Here is a 17,495-nt window from a genome sequence, read left to right on the forward strand (position 1 = left end):
TGCCTAATTAAACAAGGTGAAAAGTCCTGTAATTATCCATGGATTGAAAATGATCAAGACTATACCAATCATAATTACTAGAATGAATGGAACACACTCACGAAATACTTTTGCTGGCTGGATTTCGGCAATCGAAGAGGTAATGTAGACGAGTATGCCTACCGGAGGAGTGATATTGCCGATAACAGCTGCAAGAATCAAGATAACACCAAACACCGTCATATCAATTCCCAGTATATTGGCCAAAGGGAGAAATAAAGGAGCTGCAATCAAAATTGATACGGAGACATCCATGAAAGTACCAAGTGCAATCATACTAACCGCAACCACAAGGAGAAAACCTATATGGTTCAATTCCATACTAGCAGCCCAACTCACAAGTTGCTGGGGAACATGATCAGCAATCAAGACCCATGCAAATGGACTGGAAACTGCAATCAGCAAACCAATTAATCCAGCATCAATGGAACTATCCAAGATTGCTTCAAACAGTTGTTTTCCCTTGAAGGCTTTATATACAATGCCCAATCCCAGTGCCCAGACCACACCAACAACTCCGGCCTCGGAAGCAGTCACGATGCCAAATCTTATACCACCGATTATCCATACAAAAAGCAGTAGCGACGGGAGTGCTTTTAAGAATGCTATGAATCGTTCCTTGTTTGTATTCTTGATTTTTTCTAATTCATATCCGCGGCGAATTGCTACAATTTGGACATATCCCATCATTAACAAAGTAATCAGAATGCCAGGTCCGATACCCCCAAAAAACAACTTGAGAATAGAAACATCAGCAACGGATGCGAAGACAAGCATGGTAATGGCAGGAGGAATAATGTTTGGAAGTACTGCGGAAGATGCAGTGACCGCGCAGGCAAAGGCTCTGTCATACCCTTTCTTTTCCATTTCTGGAACCAGAACTTTCGTCGTACTGGCAGCATCAGCCCCAGAGGAACCAGAAATGCCACCCATCATGAGGCTGTTAAGTATATTGACCTTTGCAAGGCCTCCCTTGAATTGATTGACCAAGGTACTTGCGAAATCCATGATACGACTTGAAAGCCCACCCAAATTCATCAAATACCCGGCAATAATGAAAAAGGGTATTGCGAGAAGAATGAATTTTCCACCCCCTGCGACCATATTCTGAACCACGGCAACCGGGGGAAGCAAATCAGCAGAGGATGTGGCGGTAAAGGTCGCAAGTATCATTGAAAAGGAGACTGGAGCACCAACCAACATGAAGGTAAAGAAGAGAACCATCATGACCAGGCTAGGCTGCAAACCGAGACTTGGGATTGAATTGCCGAACCCAACGAGTATCCATATAATTACACTTGTTACAATTGCAAAGGCTCGTGGAATGAAGGTTTTCATATCTTTCATATCCTTGAATAGGATAAAGAGAAGACTCAGCAAGCAGAAAATCGGAAGTGGAATGATTTTAATATAATTCGGGAGGTTAAGAGTGATACTGTTTCCTCCTATATGCTGGATAAAACCAACAGAAGCCGAAGTCATAAGTAAAGTTGCAAGCCCAATTACTAGGTTTATGATAAATACTTGAATCTGCTTTCCAATTCCAGTAAGTTTGTTGGCAAACAAATCAATTGCAATGTGATTATTATTCAAATGACCATTTGCTATTGCGGCACAGATAATCCAGAAGAACAGCCAAGAAGCCAGCTCTTCAGTCCAACTAAACGGACTTTGTGAGATGTATCTGGTTACTACTCCTAGTATGACGACAATGGTTAAAATGATGGCAAGTGCAAAGGAAATAAATCTTGTAATCTTCCCCAACCTCTTGACGGTCTGCTCCATCACATTCCTTGTATTTACAACAGGTGAATCCATAAGTCCACTCCATATAATTATCACCTTCATCCTCTCATACCTACATGAGCGATGAAGGTGAATCGTTATCGATTACTTCCCGAGCAACCCATCGAACATTTCTTGACTATTTGGAATGCTGGCACCGAATTGGTCCCAAACGGGCTTCATCTTTTCAATCCAAGGAGTCTTATCGATATTTCTAATTATGGTGGCCCCATTATCTGCTGCCTTCTGTAAGGCAGAAACATCCTGCTTTCTGAGCTCAGTATGGATGTAGGAAATGGTCTTACCAGTAAGGTTGGAAATGGTTTTCTGATCATCTGCAGACAGTCCATCATACCAATCCTTGCTGCAAACCCAAGCAGCCACAGCATAAATATGATTCAGCTCTGAATAGTATGGCGCAGCTTCGTAGAATTTCCAGGACCAATAATTCGTTGGAGTATTATCGAAGAAGTCGACAACCTTGGTTTGCATCGAAGTGAAGATCTCATTTGCAGGAATTGATACAGGAGTGGATCCAACGGATTTCCAGAGTGCAAGATGGATGGGGCTCTGGATAACACGAATTTTCTTTCCTTTCACATCATCAGGTGTATAAATTGGGAAAGAACTCATCGGATTGCGTGCACCATTAATGGAGAATCCGATTAAATGAAAGCCTTGCTTCTCAAATTTGTCCTGCAAATAGCCGGCGAGCCATGTGGTTCCGTTGGTTGCCTCCTCATCTTCTGTAAATAAGAAGGGCATGTCGAGAATCTGCAGTTCAGGAATCCAGGATGTGAGCACACTGGTAGTGATTGAACCCAATTGGATTGAATTCAGCTTGATACCTTCAGCGGTTTCCAATTCACCACCAAGCTGACTACTCGGGAAGATTGTGATGTCGACCCTACCATCAGTCTCAGTCCTGAGCTCGTCTGCAAAAGACTGAAAGGCAACTGCTTTCGGATGATCAACAGGCACGTCAATGTTAAACTTGCCTTTGCTTACTTTCTGAGTGGTATTTGCTTCAGCTGCACCACCGGCGAATAGACCTTGGGCAAGCATCAGCATGCCACAAATCAAAACGATGATTGTTTTCTTCATAATAACATAACCTCCAGTTCTTTCTTGTTGGTTGTCCAACAAGTTGATTTACTTAATCTTACACCAAATTTGATATCTGTCAATATTTTTTTAATCTCTTTTTCTTCTCTTTTTTTTAAGAAAATTGTACTATCCCAAAACTTGTGCTATTTGGCTCTTTCCAATTCACTTAGAGATTCTTCATTGACGCTATTCATCATCCTCAATCAATGCTATGCAATATTTCATTCAAATGGAAAAAGGGTCACAGACAAGAAGCTCTCTATTGCCGTGAGAGAATGAAATATTACGGTTATCAGAAATAAGCCAACAAGAGCATAGTGGTCATAGGTTCTGTAACCCTGACCAAGGATGGAAAAGGTAGTATATTTTCAGCTTTATATGCTCTATTACACGGAAGTTATGCGATCGCATACTTACCCATCAATGGGGCCAACTAAAAAGCCGTCACAATGTTACTTTTGCAACGGCTCAATGATTTGCTTAGTGATAATACTTGCCGAAAGTCCCTTTCAGGAAGGCAACAGTACGTTTTGCAGCAGTATCGGGATCAGGATACGGCAGGATTTCTGCGGTAGTCCAGCCATCGTAACCGATGGACGTCAATGCTCCAAAGACTTCATCCCAGTTCATGTGTCCGTCGCCCGGGGCATGCCGGTTGGTATCGGCGAAGTGCACATACCTGACATACTCCTTGTTGCGGATGAAGCTCTCTCCGATTTTGTCATCCTCGATGTTCATGTGAAAGACATCGGGCATCATGACAAAGTTCTTGCGATTGAGCTGCCTCAACATCGCAGTACATTCATCAAGGTTGTTGATGAAGTCGATCTCATAGCGGTTCACCGGCTCCAGGATCAACTCGACCCCGCGCTTCTCGGCGTGGTCGGCAACCTTATGGGCCATATCCAAAAAGAGCCGTTCAACCAAGGCTTTATCGCGTCCGGCGTAAGGCCCGCGGGTCCGCCCGATATTGACCAAACCTCCGAATTCACCGGCAAGGTCTATGAATTCACAGAACGTCTTGTAGAGTTCCGCCCTATTTTCCTTATTCTCATCGGTGAAATGAAGGCCGCGGGCGGCGAACACCTGACCCGAGGAGATTGCGCTTACTTCCAAGTGGTTCTCTCGAAGCCATTGCTTGAGCTCTTGTGTATTCACCTCATCAGGATTCTTCAGGGCGAGCTCCACACCGTCGTACCCGAGCTCATGGGCCTTGATGATTGACTCTTTGACTCCCCTGAACACAACAAATGCATTGGGCATCGCCTCCTTGGAGGCAATGGCTACCGCTAATTTCATAGTTTTACTTCTCCCTTATCGACAGAAGCAGGACACCGATGGGCGCCCTGCTTCCAGGAAACAACCTTACATCTCCTTGATCAGGGAGAGGTCTCCAGAGGCGGCTGCACGGAGCAGCGGCCCCATGTAGACGTCCACATCACCGCTGGTCATCGGCACGGGCATGTTCTTCAGCTTCATCTCAAGCTGGGGGTCCTTGGCTGCAGAGAGAGCCCGCTCGATATGGGCATCGGTGAAGCCCTTCAAGTCGCTAAGCTTGGAAGGAGCCTTGATGGACTTGCTGAAGGCGATCATTGCATCGGCTACCGCCAAAGCAAGTTCACGGCCTTCCAGGCTCTCAACAGAGGAGCCGAAACCGAAGGAGGAGAAGATGGAACCAACAACCTTCAACTGCTTCTGGATGGCCTTGCTGTAGAGCACAGCGTAGTACGGGTTCATGATGCCGCAGGCTGTGCCGTGACTGACGATGTCAACGAGGGAGAAGCTGGTCAGGTGGGCGCCGCTGGTTCCGCCGATCATGATGGCGTAGCCGCCGAGGTCGGTGGCAAGACCGATGGCCTCACGGGCCTTTACATTCTTCGGGTCGTCAACCAAGACCTTTGCATACTCTGCAACCAGACTGATGGCGCATTCGGCGATCTGCTTTGCCTTCTCATAGGTTGCTTCCTTGGCACCGCAGAACACCTCGAAGGTGTGGGCGATGGCATCCAGTGCTCCGTCGATGGTGACCGAGATCGGCATGGAGACGGTGGTCTCGTAGTCGAACAGACCTACGGTGGGAACCAATGCATTGTCGACGATCAGCTTCTTCTGGCCGACCACCGGATCGGTGATGTTGGAATACTTGGTCAGATGGGCGCCGCTGGAGGCGGAAGTCTGCACGGCGATTACGGGAATCAAGGTGGTGTTGGTCTTTGCAAGAGCATCAGTTATCACATTGGTTCCGAAGTAGTGGTCGATTTCAGGGGTTACCTTGGCGCCCAGCGCGGCCAGGGCGTTGGCAGCCTTCACGGCATCGATTGCCGAACCGCCGCCGATGACAACAATGCTGTCCGGCTTGGTATGCAGAATATAGGACTCGAGTCGATAGACGTCCTCACGGGGGGCATTGGGCTTGGCATCGGGGGCGATGACATTGCCGGCAAGCTCGACACCGGAGCCCTGCAGGTAGGAAACAACACGATCGGCAACAGGCTTCATATAGGTGGTGTTGCTGACCACCAGTGCACGCTTGCCGAAAGCTGCAGCAAGAGGTCCTACCTGGTCAAGGACACCCAGACCATGGACATAAGAGTCCCCTTTCCACTCTTTCAGAAGTTCATACGCACGTTTCATTTGATCCATTATTCATTCTCCTTATTTGCAGAGTGCTTTTGCACGGTTTGCAATGTTCTCTGCGCTGATTCCATACTTTGCCAAGAGCGGCTCGTAAGGGCCGGACTCGGTAAACATATCTTCAATACCTATTGCATCAAATTTACAGGAAATTCCCTGTTTCATAAAGGCCTCGCTGACAACACCTGCGAAACCACCGGCCAGCACATGCTCTTCGATGCAGAGCAACTTTCCGGTTTTTGCCACACTCTGTGCAAGCGGAGCAACATCGAACGGCTTCACTACAGGAACGCTGAGAACCTCGGCCCTGATGCCGTCCTTGGCGAGCAAGGCAGCGGCTTCCACGGCAAAACTGGCGGTGATGCCGTTTGCGGCAATGGTTACATCGGTTCCTTCTACTGCCCGGACAGTTCCGATGGTCTTGGCTGCAGGAAGGTCGGGCATGGCGTTTCGGTTGAGCCTGATGTAGACCGGTCCTTTCTGGGTCAGGGCATACTCAAGGGCTTGTTCAGCCTGCGCACTGTCGGAGGGGACGATCACCTGCATGTTCGGCAGGGCCCGCATGATGGCGATGTCGGTGATGGACTGGTGACTTGCACCATCGAAGGAGTCGGACAGGCCGCCGTACGCGCCTGCGATGATCACCGGAAGGTTGTTGTAGCAGATGGTATTGCGAATCTGGTCGGTCGCCTTGAGGGCAAGGAAGATTGCAAAGGCATTTACCACCGGGTGATACCCCGCAGTAGCCATACCGGCTGCAATGTCCACCATGTTGGCTTCGGCAACCCCTACGTTGAAGAAGCGGTCAGGGAAGGCCTTGCCGAACAAGGCACTCTTGGTGGAGGAGGATACATCGGCATCCAATACCACCAACTCGGGATGGGTAGCGCCCAGCTCGGCAAGCTTCTTGCCGAAGGCATCTCGCATGGCAATGCTCATAGTGCAGCCTCCTTCTTGCTCAAATCGGAATTCAATTCTTCGATACCCTTTGCATAAGAGTCGTCATCGATGACCGCCCCGTGCCAGGTATTCTTCCCTTCGGTGAAGGAAACACCCTTGCCCTTGATGGTGTCGTAGATGACGGCCTTCGGCCAGACATCGTCGCCGTCCATCCAAGCGAACGAGTCAAGGATTTCCTGTGTATCGTGACCGTTGTAAGCCTTGGGGGCAACGTTCCAGCCGAATGACTTCAGCTTCTCGGCAAGCGGTCCGAGGGGCATGATCTCGTCCACGGTTCCATCGAGCTGAACCTTGTTGTAGTCGATCATCAGAACAAAGTGCTCAGGCTTGAACTTGGCTGCACTCATGATGGCTTCCCAGCTCTGACCCTCGTTGAGACATCCCTCTCCGCTGATCACGTAGGTCCACCAACTCTTCTTGGAAAGTTTTGCCGCCATCGCCATACCGAGGCCCACAGAAAGCCCATGGCCCAGAGCTCCGGTGGACATGTCCACACCCGGGAGCTTGTTCATGCATGGATGACCCTGCAGACGCGAGTCAAGCTTGCGGAACGATGAGAGTTCCTCGACAGGGAAGAACCCGCGGTGAGCAAGAATCGTATAGAGATTCATCGACGCATGGCCTTTGGAAAGGATGATTCGGTCGCGGTCCTCCCAATGGGGATTGGCTGGGTCGATTGAAATGCGATTGAAGTAGAGAGCGGTGGTCAGCTCCGCACTGGATGCCGCCCCACCCCAATGGCCGGTTCCCCTGTCGTGCAGGGTATCGAACATTACGGTCCTGAAATATGCTGCCAAGGCGGAAAGTTCTTGTGCATTGAACGTTCGGTCCGGTTGGGAGAGCAACTCCTTGATACGTTTACTCATCTAGGAAACTCCTTGTTTTGTACAGATTCCGGCGTACGATACACCGTAACGAATCTGTATTGTGTACTGTATACAATATAGATACCATGGAGAGAGAATCTTGTCAAAGGGATTCTTGTACATATCAATATTTTTACAGAAAATACAGCGCAATCTATGCGTATCTCACAATAAAGCAGGAATAATGGCAACCTGGGAGGGCCAATGGCAGTGAGGAGTTTTTTTGTACACAATTATCATTGACGAACTACACTTTTCCTTTTACAGTTATTGGAGAGTAGTTAAGGAGACATCACATGCCCAAATGTATACAAAACAGCCTATCCGACCAAGTTTATACGATGCTCAAGGACCAGATTTTGTCCGGACAGCTGAAGGGAGGCATGAAGATTCCCGAGGAATCATTGGCTGAGCAGTTCGGGGTTTCACGAACGCCCATCCGTGAGGCCATCAGACGCTTGGCCGAGTACGGCTTGATCACCATCAAGCCCAGGAGCCATGCAACCGTCTCATTAATTTCCGAGCAGGAAGCCAGCGACATAGCAAAGGTTCGTGTCACCTTGGAGCAGCTTGCCATCGATTCCATCGATGAAGCCTCCTATACCAAGAACGTAAAGGAACTCTCTCGCTATGCCGCCGATTGCCAGTATGCCATGGGCATCGGAGACAGGGCGACTGTTTTCGAACAGGACAGCCTGTTTCATCTCGCCTTGATCCGATCCTCGGGAAACAGCGCCCTGATCAGCATCTGCGAACGCCTGGATGCAAAAATACAGCAGCTGAGAATCGCCCAGAACCTGCCTGAGGATGAACTGTCCTACTACCTTGGTCAGCACGCCCAAATGATGACGTTACTCAAGAACGGGGAGAAAGAGGCTTGCAAACGCCTGCTGTATGAACATATCACCCACGATTTGACCAGCCATGTCGGGAGCCGGCAGGCATGACAAAAGAAGAAATTATCATCACCTACGGGTCGGATGCTTCAATGATGACAAAGGCTCTCCTGAAACGTATCGACATCGAGAAGCTTCTTCCTGACAAGCAAGCCACCATTGCCCTCAAACCCAACCTCGTTGTTGCAGTAACGGCGGACAGCGGGGCTACGACCCATCCCGAGATTGTGGTTGCCATTATCGAGCACCTCCAAGGCCTGGGGTATAAAAATCTAAGCATCGTCGAAAGTGCCTGGGTTGGTGATTCCACCAAGGAAGGATTTCGAGTAAACGGCTACAACCAGATCAGCAAACACTACAAGGTGCCTTTGGTGGATGTGAAGGACGATGAGTATGTCAAGAAAACAGTTGACGGCATTACCATGGAGGTCAGCAAAACCATCCTGGAGACCGACTTTCTCATCAGTCTTCCCGTTCTGAAGGGACACTGTCAGACAGCGATGACCTGCGCGCTTAAGAACATGAAGGGAGTTCTCTCCGATCGTTCCAAACGACTCTTCCATACGCTGGGTTTGAACCGCCCCATAGCTGCGTTGAACAAGGTCAGGGCCGCCGACCTGGTCATTGTGGACAGCCTCAACGGCGACCTTGACTTCGAGGAAGGAGGCAATCCTGTTGAGACGAACCGGATGTTCGCCTGCCGCGACAGTGTGTTGTGTGATAGCTTTGGAGCAAGCCTGATGGGCTTTGAGACCAAGGATATCCCCTATATCGAGCTGGCACAGCAGCTGGGAGTTGGGTCTGCCGATCTTTCACAGGCTGTCATGGTCCAGCTCAATGAGCCGAGTGACGAGCTTCCTTCAAGACCAAGTGGAAGGGCCTCCTACCTTGGCAGGTTCACCGAGCCCGACAGTGCATGCTCAGCATGTTACGGGAATCTCATTCATGCCCTCAAGCGCCTGGACGAGGTGGACCGCCTCAAGGATGTGAAGCAGCAGATCTGCATCGGCCAGGGCTACAAGGGTAAAAGCGATCCATCCAAGGTCGGAGTGGGAATCTGCACGAGAGGACTCGGGAAAAGCCTCCCGGGTTGTCCCCCGAAGGCTATTGATATGATTCGTTTCATCAAGGAGTTAGAGTAGTGTCCGTGCCAGTGAATCGATGATCGCCCAGTCCTTGGCGGTAATGACAAGCTCTTGCGCCTTGCTGTTCTCTTCGATTTGGCTTGGCTTTCTTGCTCCGCACAAGACGTTCATCGTACTGGTTGCCTGCCTGGTCCATGCAATAACCAGATTTCCCACACTTGTATTGTACTTTTGTGCGAGGGTTTCAAGCGAGGTAAGTAAAGCCAGCACTTTGGTCCTGTTCTCCAACTTGTACCAGACCACCGAGGCTTTTGCCGTCCCTACAACACTTTGGGAGAGAGCCTGCTTGCCGGTCAGGACACCACGCTCGAGCGGGCTGTAGGCCTGGAAGGTGATTTGGTTCTCTGCACAGTAGCCAGCAATGTCCGCCTTGGCTCGGGTAAGCAGGCTGAAACGCTCCTGCACCAATGAAGGAGTTCCGTACTTCTGATAGGCTTTCAACTCATCGAGGCTTACGTTGCAGGCTCCATAGCTGCGAATTTTCCCCTGTTGCCTGAGCAATTCGAACGTCTCGATTGTCTCTTCGATCGGGGTATGGAATGGAGGAATAGACTGCCAATGGGTGAGAAGCAGATCGATGTAATCGGTCTTCAATCTTCCAAGACTCTCCTCAACCTGCTTAAGAATGCTATGCTTGCTGAGGTTGCGCCGGATGATGACTCCATCACGGCTTTTGTGTACCGACCCTTCATCGTCCGATCCCCAGACCAAGCCACACTTTGTGGCCAGTACCGCTTGATTTCGCTTGCCTTGCAAGGCAGTCCCAAGCAGCTGCTCACTCAAGCCATTGCCGTAGGCAGGGGCTGTGTCGATGAAGTTGATGCCAAGCTCGAGAGCTTGGTGCACGGTTTGAATCGCCAACGAAGGGTCACTATCCCCCCAGCTGTCCCCTCCTCCCATGGCCCAGGTTCCCAAGGCGATGGGAGAGATATCGATGTCGGTGGTACCGAGTTTCATAGTACGCATCTCCATGCAGACAACAGAGTCCGTTTGGCATTTGCAACCACCAAGTCGGCATCCTCCCCAGCTTGGGGTTTCACCTCAAAAGAGAGAATATTGGAGCTGCCTTCAGCAAGATAGCCGATGTCCTTCATCTTCTGCAGGAATGATGCAAGATACTCGGTGTCGTTCTCGCTGCCGGGGTAGCCGAAACGCGGGTGCAAGTCGCCATAGCTTGGATTTGCGGGGTCGCTGATCAAGGTGTTTCCTACATGTACGTGGCGGATATAGGGAATTATCGGGTCGACAGCCTCATCGACGGTCTCCCCTATCATCGGGATGTGGGAGCAGTCGATCATGATGCCGAAATTGTCGTACTCACTGCATACCGCCTGGGCATACTCCTTGACCAAGGAGGCAGGACCAAGCAGTGATTTCTTATCGATGGTGTGGTCGAATACCTCCAGAACCACCGGCATGGAGCCTTTGCTTTTTGCATACGCGCAAATCTCTTTTGTGCTGGCGATTAAAGCGTTTAGGTATGCCTGCTCTTTTCCCGGTTCATATGAGCGGGAGAGGAATTGGAATTCCGAGCAACCCAATTCATAGGCCTCATCAATGCCTTCCTTCAACGCCGAAACAGCTAGTGCCCGTTCACTCTCATCGAGGCTGTTGATATTCAATTTCCGGGAAAAGAGCAGTGAATGGCCGCTGAAGGTGGAAGTGCAGTGAGCGGTTTCCACCATGGTCGGAACTGCCTGCTTCAAGGAGGCAAACGGCAGGGAGCCGAGTTCCACGACATTGAAGAAAGGGTCGGTCAGGATTGTTTTCAGGCAACAGCGGTACTCCTCTTCGCTTTTGATACAGGATGGGTAGGCCATGGAGAGGACAATGCCGAGGTTGCAGTAATTGTGGATGCTCTCTTTCATATCACATAGCCTCGAGCATGTGCTTCACTTTCTCGCAGCAGAGAATCGGGGAAGCCAGAACAGGGACTCCGGCAATTTTCTGCGCTTTTTCTTGCAGATGTCCCATGGATGCCTGGGCAAGGACAATACAATCGAATCCCTTCACTTCCCTGATCATCTCAAGGACAAGGCGGTCATGCGTGGTCATGTCACCGGCGCGCATTGCGGTATACGCAGGTTCGTGGTCCTGGGCATCCACCTCGATTTCAACACCGGCGAGTGCTGCTTCCTGCTCGAGCTTGGCGATGGTCGGCTTGAGGGTGCTCATGGCGGTTGCCACTACCTTGATTTTTTTCCCGATGCGTACCGCCTGTTCGGTCATGGCATCATCGATGGCGACAATAGGTACATTGATGAACGGACGGATAAGCTGCACGGCAGGGGTGAGTGTTGAACAGGTAACAATAATCAAATCGGCCTTGGTAAGTTCACAAGACTTCAGGTCGTTGAAAAGACGATTGCGGTTCTCAACAGAAAAGCATCCAATCTCTGCCGGGTCCGAAGCCAAGAACTCATCCAACAGGTTATGGATCTTCAACGGCTGCCCCACCACCTGCTCAAGCAGCTGGGGAAAACTTGCGAGTACCGGCCGTACCGTATGAACAATTGCTACACGTTTCATATTCTCACCTCATTGATTAAGTAAAAGGGATGAGTGTGATTATACCCCTCATCCCTTATATTCAAAACATCTGATGCCCTTGCATCTGATTTTCCTTATTTCCCGATGGAAGCAAGGTAATCCTTCTGGAACTGCATGCCATAGGTTCTGAAGGTCTCAGAATCCATGTAATCGGGAACCAGCTTCTGCTTCTCGATGTAGCCCTTGTTCCAATTCTCGGTCTCGGATACTTTCTTGAAGACGTCGGTCCAATAGGCTACAGCTTCAGCACTCATGGACTTGGGCGCTACGATGGATCTCCAGTTGGGAACCTCGACGTTCTTGTAGCCGAACTCACTGAGGGTGGGTGCAGAATTCAGGTTGCCGGGGAAACGACTGGTGGAAAGAGCCAAGATCGGTTTAATCTTGCCAGCTTCGACATACTGGGAAGCAGCAGCAGGCTTGGAGATCAAGAGGTCGAAGTGACCACCCAGGATTGCAGTGATGGCACCACTGGTTGCGTCGTGTGCGATGTAGGAGAACTGGTCCTCGGTTACACCGATTTCCTTGATCAAGGCAGCATGGCAACCGATGTCGTCACCCTTGGAACCACCAAGCACAATTCTCTCGCCTCTCTTGAGGGCGGCCAAGACTTCCTCAAAGCTCTTGTACTTGGAGTACTCGCCGATGAAAAGCAGGTGCTTGTCAACAGCCATGTGAGCGATGGGTTGGAAGTTCTCAAAGCGGTTGGCAGTGTTCTTCACCATCGGCATGAGATCGCCGCTGTTGAAGGTAAGCAGAGTGTGGTCAGCCTGTACACCTGCCTTGATCTGGGAGACCAAGAGGCGTCCTACTTCACCAGCTCCGTCGGTCTTGTACTGGACAACAACGTTCTGGCCGTTGAGCAGGTTCTCTGCAACTGCGATATCCATGATGGTGCGGGTGAAAATATCGGAACCACCACCGGGGGAGCTGGTAACATACCATTCAATGTTCTTGGTAGGAACGAAGGCCTTTGCAGCACCAGTAGCTTCAGCCTGACCGGCAGCGAATACGGACATGCTTACGAGTAGCAGAATGCCAAGCAGAATAGCAAGTTTTTTCATAGTCTTTTCTCCTATTTGTTTCTTTCAGGACACCTGTCCTGGAATTCACATCTCATTTCCAACCAAGTTGGATTACTTCTTTTTTAAAATGCCCGCTTTTCTCAATACAAACTTCACAACAGGGGTCAATACTATGGCAAAGAGAACGAGCAGCAGGAAGGCCGAAATCGGTTTGTCGAAGAAGATGCCAAGCTTTCCGTTGCTGATGATGAAAGCCTTTCTCATATTCGATTCAAGCAGCGGTGCAAGTACGAATGCCAGGAGCATCGGAGCAACACTGTAGCCATTACGGTCGAGAATGTAGCCGAATACGCCTGAGAGGAACATGATGATCACCCCGTACATGGAGTTTGAGGTGCTGTATCCGCCGACGACGCAGACAACAGTGATGATCGGAATCAACATACGTACCGGAACAGTCAGGATCTTGATCAGGAAAGGGATGATTCCCACTGCAATAATCAGGGTCAGGATGTTCGCAAGGAACAGGCTGGCGATCAAGCCCCAGGCGAAGTCAGGATTGGTGGAGAAGAGCAGCGGCCCAGGATTGAGGCCCCACATCATCAGGCCGCCGAGCAGGACGGCACCGGTACCGGAGCCCGGGATACCCAAGGCAAGCAGAGGAGCAAAGGCACCAGCTGCAGCAGCATTGTTGGCAGATTCACATGCAGCAATACCCTCGATTGCACCGCTTCCGAGCGGCTCTTCACTCTTGAAAGCCTTCTGCATTGCATAGCCAAGGAATGCACCGGTGGTTGCTCCTGCGCCGGGTAAAACACCGACAAATGTTCCCATGAAACCACTTCTGATAGCAGGAGGCAACAGTCTCTTCAGATCGTGAAAGGTCAGCAACGATCCTTTGATGGTCAACTTCTGGTTTACCTTGCCATCAATTGTCTTGTTCCTTTCTTCCATCAGTTTGAGCACTTGGCTGAAACCAACAGCACCAATGACAAAGGGAGTGAACGGGATGCCTCCAAGCAGATACATGTTTCCAAAGTCATAGCGCGGACTGCCGGTAAGAGTGTCCATACCCATTGTTGCCAGAAGTATGCCGACCATTGTCAGCACAACACCTTTTGTCGGATTCTCGCCGACCAACCAGCCGATGGATGTCATCGCAACCAATAGAAGCGATGTCATTTCCGCTGGACCGAACTTCAAGCCTACGTTTGCAAGCAGGGGGCCCATGAAGGTAAGAATCAGAATTCCGATGGTACCACCAGTAAATGAGGATATGTTTGCAGTAAACAAGGCTTGACCAGGACGGTTTCGCTTGGTAGCCATCGGATATCCATCCAAGGCAGTCATAACTGCCGGGGAGTCACCGGGGATATTGAGCAGAATGGCACTGAAGGCACCGCCGTACATATTGGAGTAATACAGGGCTCCAAGCATGATGATTGCGGTTGTGGGATTGAACTTATAAGTAAGGGGCAAAAGCAAGGCAACGCCTGCAAGAGATCCGATACCTGGCATGGCTCCTACAATCAACCCAAGTATTGCTCCTAATAAGGTTGCAAGGATGTTTTCCATGGTAAAAAGGACTGAAAAGCCCATGAACAGCATTTGTAAATTTTCCATATCCGCCTCTTAGTACGCAATCAGGTTGTAGATGAAGCCCTTGGGGAAAGGGACCCCAAGCCACATCACAAACGCACCGATGACGATTGCCATAATGACGGCAAATCCAATCAGGGTGGCCTTCCAGCTGAATTTTTCAAACCAGCGCAGCCACAGCAACACAAAGATTGCCAAGCTTGGCAGCATCCCGATTACCAGCGTTGAGAGCATGATGGCTATCACGCCGAGGGCGGGATACCAGTTTGCGATTGGAAATCCAGGGCCCTCCTCTTTCAGCGAGCCAATAAAGGCAAGAATACTCAGACCCAGCAGCATAAACCCGATGATGGTGGGGAAAAAGCCAGGGAGAGGGCCTCTCACCTCATGCATGAATCCATACTTGGTAATTCCGAAATAGATGAAAACAATAGCAATAATTGCAGTCACCACCGGAATCACCATCTTGCTTGTAATCTTCTTGGTCAGCATATGTACGATACTCCTCATGCCTGCTTCTGCAGGTGAATTGCCATGCGGGAAGCCATCTTGACTGCATTCTCAAATGCACTGGTCTTCACGATGCCCTTCCCTGCTATATCATAGGCCGTACCATGGGCACAGGTCACTATCGGAGCCGGAAGTCCTCCTGCTATGGTGATACCTTCATCAAAACCACGAAGCTTCAAGGCGATCTGCCCTTGGTCGTGATACATCGTCACCACTCCGTCGAACTCTCCGCGGAAAGCCTTGATGAAGGTAATGTCACTCGGATAAGGACCGGAAGCATCAATACCCATCTCTTTGGCCTTGGCTATTGCGGGTTCAATGACATCAATCTCCTCACGACCGCACAAGCCGTGTTCACCGGCATGGGGGTTGAGGGCTGCAAGGGCAAGGCGGGGCTTTGCGATACCGCTGTTCTTCAGAGAGGCATTTGCCAGTCTTACTGCACGGAGGATTCTATCAACGGTAAGGTTCTTGCTCACTTCAGCTATAGGGATGTGGCTGGTGGTCCTGGTGGTCCAAAGGTCACCGAGTACGTTGATCTCTCCAAAGGGTTCGGTGTGATTGAAGAGCTGAGCAAGATAGTGATGCTCGCTTTCCAGCTCACATCCAGCTTCCTTCATGCCTGCCTTGTTGAAAGGCCCGAAACAGAAGCCTTCGATTTTTTTTGCCTTGTACAGGTCAACACCCAGTTTCAATCCATCGAGGTTGGCTTTGCCAGCTTCAATAGTCAGTTTTCCGAAAGGCACGTTGACAGGGTCCTGATCCTTTCGATCGAGAACGGCCAAGTCTGCATTCCAGTCGATTTGATCGATATCGGTAACTATCTGCAAGGGTACGGAGGAGCCTACGATGCCGAAGGCACGCTGGAGAATGCGTACGTCTCCAATGATGACAGGTCTGCAATAGGCGGCAAAGAAATTCTGTACTGCAAGCTTTGCAATGATTTCAGGTCCTACTCCAGCACCGTCGCCGATTAACATACCCAACACAGGTTTATTGTTCATGAAAAACTCCCTTTCTATACTACAGAGGCACAAACAGAGTGAGCCCGTTGCTATTGATATAGCAACTTGCGTGCCAACTTTATTCTATTGTATACAATTTTGATTTTCTTACGTTTTTGTATACAAGTATCTCGTGATTGAAGAACTAAATACGTGACTGTAGGTATGGATTTTACACAGAACTGAATGGGTGCTCAGTGGATGTTGCAATGTTTCATAAATATGTTTCATGTTCCATTTGAAACGATTTTGAAACATATACAGAGCAGTGTACATCCAGAAGATGTAAAAACGCCTAACAAATATTCAATTGATGCAAAAGAAAAATCGCTGAGCAGAACGCTCAGCGATACAAACATGTTCACTTACTTATTCAGAAGCTTCAACATCTCGTCACCATACTGAGTGCTGAAAAGTGATTGCGAACCGGACATCAAACTCTTAAATGCCTGCCTATCAGGATTCTCATTCACTGTCACTCCAGCAGCTTTGATATTCTTCAGATAATTTGCATTCTCTGTATCGTTGACCGAGTATACGACGGCCTGAGCATCCTTGGCAGCCCTCTTGATGATTTCCTGCTGTTCAGCAGTCAATCGAGCCCAAGTCTGTCCGCCTGCACTGAACAACATCGGGGTGTAGACATGTGCCGTAAGTGACATGAACTTCTGGACTTCGTGGAATCTCTGATTATAGATTTCACTGAGGGGATTCTCCTGACCATCAACGACACCCTGCTGCAACGCAGAGTAGAGTTCTGACACATCCATCGGTACCGGAATGGCGCCCGCACTCTCCCATGCTTTTACCTGGAAGGTAGCCGGCAGGGTCCTGACCTTCAAACCCTTCAAATCTGCAGGAGAATTAACAGCTTTTTTGGAGTTGGTAAGATTGCGGAACCCAATCTCCCAGAACGTCAGGGGCTGAATACCCTTCTTTGCAAGTTTCTCACTGATTGCCTGGCCTGCAGGACCTGCGACCGCAGCTCGTGCTTCAGCAACCGAGTCGAACATATAAGGAAGTTCAAAAACCTGAATTTCAGGAACGAGGCTGGAGTAGTAGGCGTCACCACAGACACCAAAGTCGATTGTTCCCTGTTGCATCCCACTTACCATGGATGAGGGGGAGCCAAGAGTGGTATCATAAAACACCTTGATCTCAATCGTTCCATTCGAGTACTCGGCTACCTTCTCAGCAAACTTTGCCATGCCCTGTCCACCGGGACTAGAAGCAGACATACCCCCTGTGGAGGCACTGAACTCAAGCTTTTTGCCTTCCTGTTGCCCACCACCAAACACCATTGCCATACCAACTACGAGAACCACCACCAATGCAATTTTTCTCATTTCATGACTCCTTTCTATTTTCTCCCTAC

At 49.8% G+C, this 17,495-nt stretch carries 16 protein-coding genes; 2 read left to right on the plus strand and 14 right to left on the minus strand.

Annotated elements, in window-relative coordinates; translation table 11 throughout:
- Positions 1-3: 3 nt before the first annotated feature.
- The 6 genes from MUG09_RS15855 to MUG09_RS15880 form a co-directional block, all read right to left on the minus strand.
- On the minus strand, positions 4-1,857 hold the full coding sequence (locus MUG09_RS15855) for a TRAP transporter large permease (RefSeq protein ID WP_244772407.1): 1,854 nt from the start codon (positions 1,855-1,857) through the stop codon (positions 4-6).
- A 72-nt stretch (positions 1,858-1,929) separates the two neighbouring features.
- Positions 1,930-2,928: a TRAP transporter substrate-binding protein gene (locus MUG09_RS15860; RefSeq protein ID WP_244772408.1), complete on the minus strand. Its 999-nt coding sequence runs from the start codon at positions 2,926-2,928 to the stop codon at positions 1,930-1,932.
- A gap of 483 nt (positions 2,929-3,411) precedes the next feature.
- Positions 3,412-4,230, minus strand: a complete 819-nt coding sequence (locus MUG09_RS15865) for a sugar phosphate isomerase/epimerase family protein (protein WP_244772409.1) — start codon at positions 4,228-4,230, stop codon at positions 3,412-3,414.
- 66 nt (positions 4,231-4,296) lie between these two features.
- Positions 4,297-5,574: an iron-containing alcohol dehydrogenase gene (locus tag MUG09_RS15870; RefSeq protein ID WP_244772410.1), complete on the minus strand. Its 1,278-nt coding sequence runs from the start codon at positions 5,572-5,574 to the stop codon at positions 4,297-4,299.
- A 12-nt stretch (positions 5,575-5,586) separates the two neighbouring features.
- Complete coding sequence (locus tag MUG09_RS15875) at positions 5,587-6,504, minus strand: transketolase family protein (protein ID WP_244772411.1); 918 nt, start codon at positions 6,502-6,504, stop codon at positions 5,587-5,589.
- Positions 6,501-7,391, minus strand: a complete 891-nt coding sequence (locus MUG09_RS15880) for a transketolase (RefSeq protein ID WP_244772412.1) — start codon at positions 7,389-7,391, stop codon at positions 6,501-6,503. The genes MUG09_RS15875 and MUG09_RS15880 overlap by 4 nt, the downstream gene beginning before the upstream one ends.
- A 296-nt stretch (positions 7,392-7,687) precedes the next feature.
- Here MUG09_RS15880 and MUG09_RS15885 point away from each other — a divergent pair, with 296 nt between their 5' ends.
- Together MUG09_RS15885 and MUG09_RS15890 are read left to right on the plus strand one after the other, a co-directional pair.
- Positions 7,688-8,338, plus strand: coding sequence for a GntR family transcriptional regulator (locus tag MUG09_RS15885; protein ID WP_244772413.1), 651 nt, complete (start codon positions 7,688-7,690; stop codon positions 8,336-8,338).
- The gene (locus MUG09_RS15890) at positions 8,335-9,429 is read left to right on the plus strand and encodes a DUF362 domain-containing protein (RefSeq protein ID WP_244772414.1); all 1,095 of its coding nucleotides are present in this window, start codon (positions 8,335-8,337) and stop codon (positions 9,427-9,429) included. Before MUG09_RS15885 ends, MUG09_RS15890 begins: the two co-directional genes overlap by 4 nt.
- Here the strand turns inward: MUG09_RS15890 and MUG09_RS15895 are convergent.
- The 8 genes from MUG09_RS15895 to MUG09_RS15930 all read right to left on the minus strand — a co-directional run bounded on the left by MUG09_RS15895 (position 9,421) and on the right by MUG09_RS15930 (position 17,466).
- Entirely contained in the window at positions 9,421-10,389 is a 969-nt protein-coding gene (locus tag MUG09_RS15895; protein ID WP_244772415.1) for an aldo/keto reductase, read from the minus strand. The two genes, MUG09_RS15890 and MUG09_RS15895, sit on opposite strands and share 9 nt — an antisense overlap.
- Entirely contained in the window at positions 10,386-11,300 is a 915-nt protein-coding gene (locus MUG09_RS15900; protein WP_244772416.1) for a TIM barrel protein, read from the minus strand. The genes MUG09_RS15895 and MUG09_RS15900 overlap by 4 nt, the downstream gene beginning before the upstream one ends.
- Before the next feature lies 1 nt (position 11,301).
- The gene (locus tag MUG09_RS15905) at positions 11,302-11,961 is read right to left on the minus strand and encodes an aspartate/glutamate racemase family protein (protein ID WP_244772417.1); all 660 of its coding nucleotides are present in this window, start codon (positions 11,959-11,961) and stop codon (positions 11,302-11,304) included.
- A gap of 95 nt (positions 11,962-12,056) precedes the next feature.
- Positions 12,057-13,046, minus strand: a complete 990-nt coding sequence (locus MUG09_RS15910) for a Bug family tripartite tricarboxylate transporter substrate binding protein (RefSeq protein ID WP_244772418.1) — start codon at positions 13,044-13,046, stop codon at positions 12,057-12,059.
- 72 nt (positions 13,047-13,118) lie between these two features.
- Complete coding sequence (locus tag MUG09_RS15915) at positions 13,119-14,630, minus strand: tripartite tricarboxylate transporter permease (RefSeq protein ID WP_244772419.1); 1,512 nt, start codon at positions 14,628-14,630, stop codon at positions 13,119-13,121.
- A 9-nt stretch (positions 14,631-14,639) separates the two neighbouring features.
- Positions 14,640-15,098, minus strand: coding sequence for a tripartite tricarboxylate transporter TctB family protein (locus tag MUG09_RS15920; protein WP_244772420.1), 459 nt, complete (start codon positions 15,096-15,098; stop codon positions 14,640-14,642).
- Positions 15,099-15,112: 14 nt separating this feature from the next.
- Positions 15,113-16,120, minus strand: coding sequence for a 4-hydroxythreonine-4-phosphate dehydrogenase PdxA (locus tag MUG09_RS15925; RefSeq protein WP_244772421.1), 1,008 nt, complete (start codon positions 16,118-16,120; stop codon positions 15,113-15,115).
- Positions 16,121-16,485: 365 nt separating this feature from the next.
- Complete coding sequence (locus MUG09_RS15930; RefSeq protein WP_244772422.1) at positions 16,486-17,466, minus strand: DctP family TRAP transporter solute-binding subunit; 981 nt, start codon at positions 17,464-17,466, stop codon at positions 16,486-16,488.
- Positions 17,467-17,495: the final 29 nt, after the last annotated feature.

It is taken from the genome of Sphaerochaeta associata (assembly GCF_022869165.1).
Lineage (GTDB): Bacteria > Spirochaetota > Spirochaetia > Sphaerochaetales > Sphaerochaetaceae > Sphaerochaeta > Sphaerochaeta associata.

Excerpts from the sequence above, each read along its gene's own strand:
- MUG09_RS15930 (WP_244772422.1), bottom strand. The coding sequence starts at position 17,466 with ATGAGAAAAATTGCATTGGTGGTGGTTCTCGTAGTTGGTATGGCAATG.
- MUG09_RS15870 (WP_244772410.1), bottom strand. The coding sequence starts at position 5,574 with ATGGATCAAATGAAACGTGCGTATGAACTTCTGAAAGAGTGGAAAGGG.
- MUG09_RS15860 (WP_244772408.1), bottom strand. The coding sequence starts at position 2,928 with ATGAAGAAAACAATCATCGTTTTGATTTGTGGCATGCTGATGCTTGCC.
- MUG09_RS15910 (WP_244772418.1), bottom strand. The coding sequence starts at position 13,046 with ATGAAAAAACTTGCTATTCTGCTTGGCATTCTGCTACTCGTAAGCATG.
- MUG09_RS15905 (WP_244772417.1), bottom strand. The coding sequence starts at position 11,961 with ATGAAACGTGTAGCAATTGTTCATACGGTACGGCCGGTACTCGCAAGT.
- MUG09_RS15915 (WP_244772419.1), bottom strand. The coding sequence starts at position 14,630 with ATGGAAAATTTACAAATGCTGTTCATGGGCTTTTCAGTCCTTTTTACC.
- MUG09_RS15890 (WP_244772414.1), top strand. The coding sequence starts at position 8,335 with ATGACAAAAGAAGAAATTATCATCACCTACGGGTCGGATGCTTCAATG.
- MUG09_RS15885 (WP_244772413.1), top strand. The coding sequence starts at position 7,688 with ATGCCCAAATGTATACAAAACAGCCTATCCGACCAAGTTTATACGATG.
- MUG09_RS15900 (WP_244772416.1), bottom strand. The coding sequence starts at position 11,300 with ATGAAAGAGAGCATCCACAATTACTGCAACCTCGGCATTGTCCTCTCC.
- MUG09_RS15925 (WP_244772421.1), bottom strand. The coding sequence starts at position 16,120 with ATGAACAATAAACCTGTGTTGGGTATGTTAATCGGCGACGGTGCTGGA.
- MUG09_RS15865 (WP_244772409.1), bottom strand. The coding sequence starts at position 4,230 with ATGAAATTAGCGGTAGCCATTGCCTCCAAGGAGGCGATGCCCAATGCA.
- MUG09_RS15920 (WP_244772420.1), bottom strand. The coding sequence starts at position 15,098 with ATGCTGACCAAGAAGATTACAAGCAAGATGGTGATTCCGGTGGTGACT.
- MUG09_RS15880 (WP_244772412.1), bottom strand. The coding sequence starts at position 7,391 with ATGAGTAAACGTATCAAGGAGTTGCTCTCCCAACCGGACCGAACGTTC.
- MUG09_RS15895 (WP_244772415.1), bottom strand. The coding sequence starts at position 10,389 with ATGAAACTCGGTACCACCGACATCGATATCTCTCCCATCGCCTTGGGA.
- MUG09_RS15875 (WP_244772411.1), bottom strand. The coding sequence starts at position 6,504 with ATGAGCATTGCCATGCGAGATGCCTTCGGCAAGAAGCTTGCCGAGCTG.
- MUG09_RS15855 (WP_244772407.1), bottom strand. The coding sequence starts at position 1,857 with ATGGATTCACCTGTTGTAAATACAAGGAATGTGATGGAGCAGACCGTC.